This window comes from Enterococcus italicus DSM 15952 (assembly GCF_000185365.1).
Taxonomy (GTDB): Bacteria; Bacillota; Bacilli; order Lactobacillales; family Enterococcaceae; genus Enterococcus_G; species Enterococcus_G italicus.
In genome coordinates, this window is sequence record NZ_GL622252.1 from 1 (window position 1) to 1,491 (window position 1,491).

The 1,491-nt window shown below is 39.0% G+C and carries 1 protein-coding gene; it reads left to right on the plus strand.

Annotation, left to right across the window (positions count from 1 at the left end):
- The first annotated feature begins 131 nt into the window (after positions 1 to 131).
- On the plus strand, positions 132 to 1,415 hold the full coding sequence (locus HMPREF9088_RS11065; protein WP_007209344.1) for an ISL3 family transposase: 1,284 nt from the start codon (positions 132 to 134) through the stop codon (positions 1,413 to 1,415).
- The last annotated feature ends 76 nt before the right edge of the window (positions 1,416 to 1,491 follow it).

A 1,491-nucleotide genomic window follows, 5' to 3' on the forward strand; every position in this document is an offset into this window, starting at 1 on the left:
GGCTCTATAATTTATAGGACTGATAGAAAAAATTCTATCGGTCCTATTTTCTTCTTAAAAAACATAGAAGACATACAATATTTCCGTTAGAATAGAATCACCATAACACTATCTAGAAAGGAAAATTTTGTATGTCTACATCTGATTCTATCAAACAAATCCTTGGAGTGAAAGATAAAAATATTGAAATTTTAAGCTGTCAGGAGGGCTTCTACAAGGGGAAAAAAGTGATTCTTGCGGAAGCTGCCCTTATTCGTACGTTTCATCGTTGTCCTTTATGCAAAGTATCTAGTGAAGCTCTTGTTCGTAATGGCAAGAAAGTCTCGATGATTCTTTTAAATCGCTGCGCCAATAAACAAACGTATTTGCGTTTGAAGAAGCAACGCTATCATTGTCGCGCTTGTCACAAGTATTTCACAGCGCAGACGTATTTGGTGAATCGTCATTGTTTTATCTCGAAGCAGGTGCATTATCATGTACTTGAGGAATTAACCGAGAACCAATCCATGAAAAATATTGCGAACCATTGTCACATATCCGTGACGACGGTGCAACGCACCTTATCATCGCTCGCGTTTGAGACAAAGATAAGGAAAAGTTGGTTGCCGAAATGCTTATTATTCGATGAATTTCGCTCGTTGACAACCCATCATGGAACGTTTTCCTTTTCTTGTATGGATGGAAATACTGGGAAGCTATTTGATATACTCCCTAGTCGTCAAAAGAAAGATTTAGTCGCTTATTTTATGCGCTTTGATCGTAAAGCGCGTGAGAAAGTGCGCTATATTGTGACAGATATGAACGCTCCTTATTTCTCGTTAATGAAGGAATGTTTTCCAAACGCCAAAGCGATCGTTGATCGCTTTCACATTGTCCAACACTTGAACAAAGGCTTTAATCAGGTGCGTATTCGGGTGATGAAACAACTGAATACAAAAGATAAAAAACAAGCCAAATACTATCGGCAATTAAAATCTTTGTACAAATTACTTTTAAAACCAGCAGACAAGTTGGATTTCATGACCTTCAAAAAACGTCGAAATTTCAATTGGAGCTATTTAACAGAAACAGAAGTGGTTGATCGTCTACTTGCTATTTCTCCTGAATTGAAGGCCACTTACAGCTATTATCAAGAACTCCTGTCCGCTTATCGCGACAAGGACAGTGAGCAGTTCTTTCAACTGCTTCACTCTCAGCTCAAAGAGCTGCCCAAAGAACTACAGCAGGTTAAAAAAGCGTTCTTTACCTATGAAAGCGGGATTCGACTCGCTTTTACCCAGCCTTATTCCAACGGTCGCTTAGAGAACCTACATACGCACATCAAAACGTTAAAACGAGTCGCATATGGCTTCCGTAATTTCTCCAATATGCGTACGCGAATTTTCTTGCTTAATGGTCTCATTACCTACAAATAAAAAAACACCGGAAAAGGAGTTTCCTCCCCTCTTCCGATGTTCATTGGTGAACCTATCAGTCCGATTTGACAAAGAG

Bases quoted from the DNA above. Each gene is read 5' to 3' on its own strand.
- HMPREF9088_RS11065 (WP_007209344.1), top strand. From the start codon at position 132: ATGTCTACATCTGATTCTATCAAACAAATCCTTGGAGTGAAAGATAAA.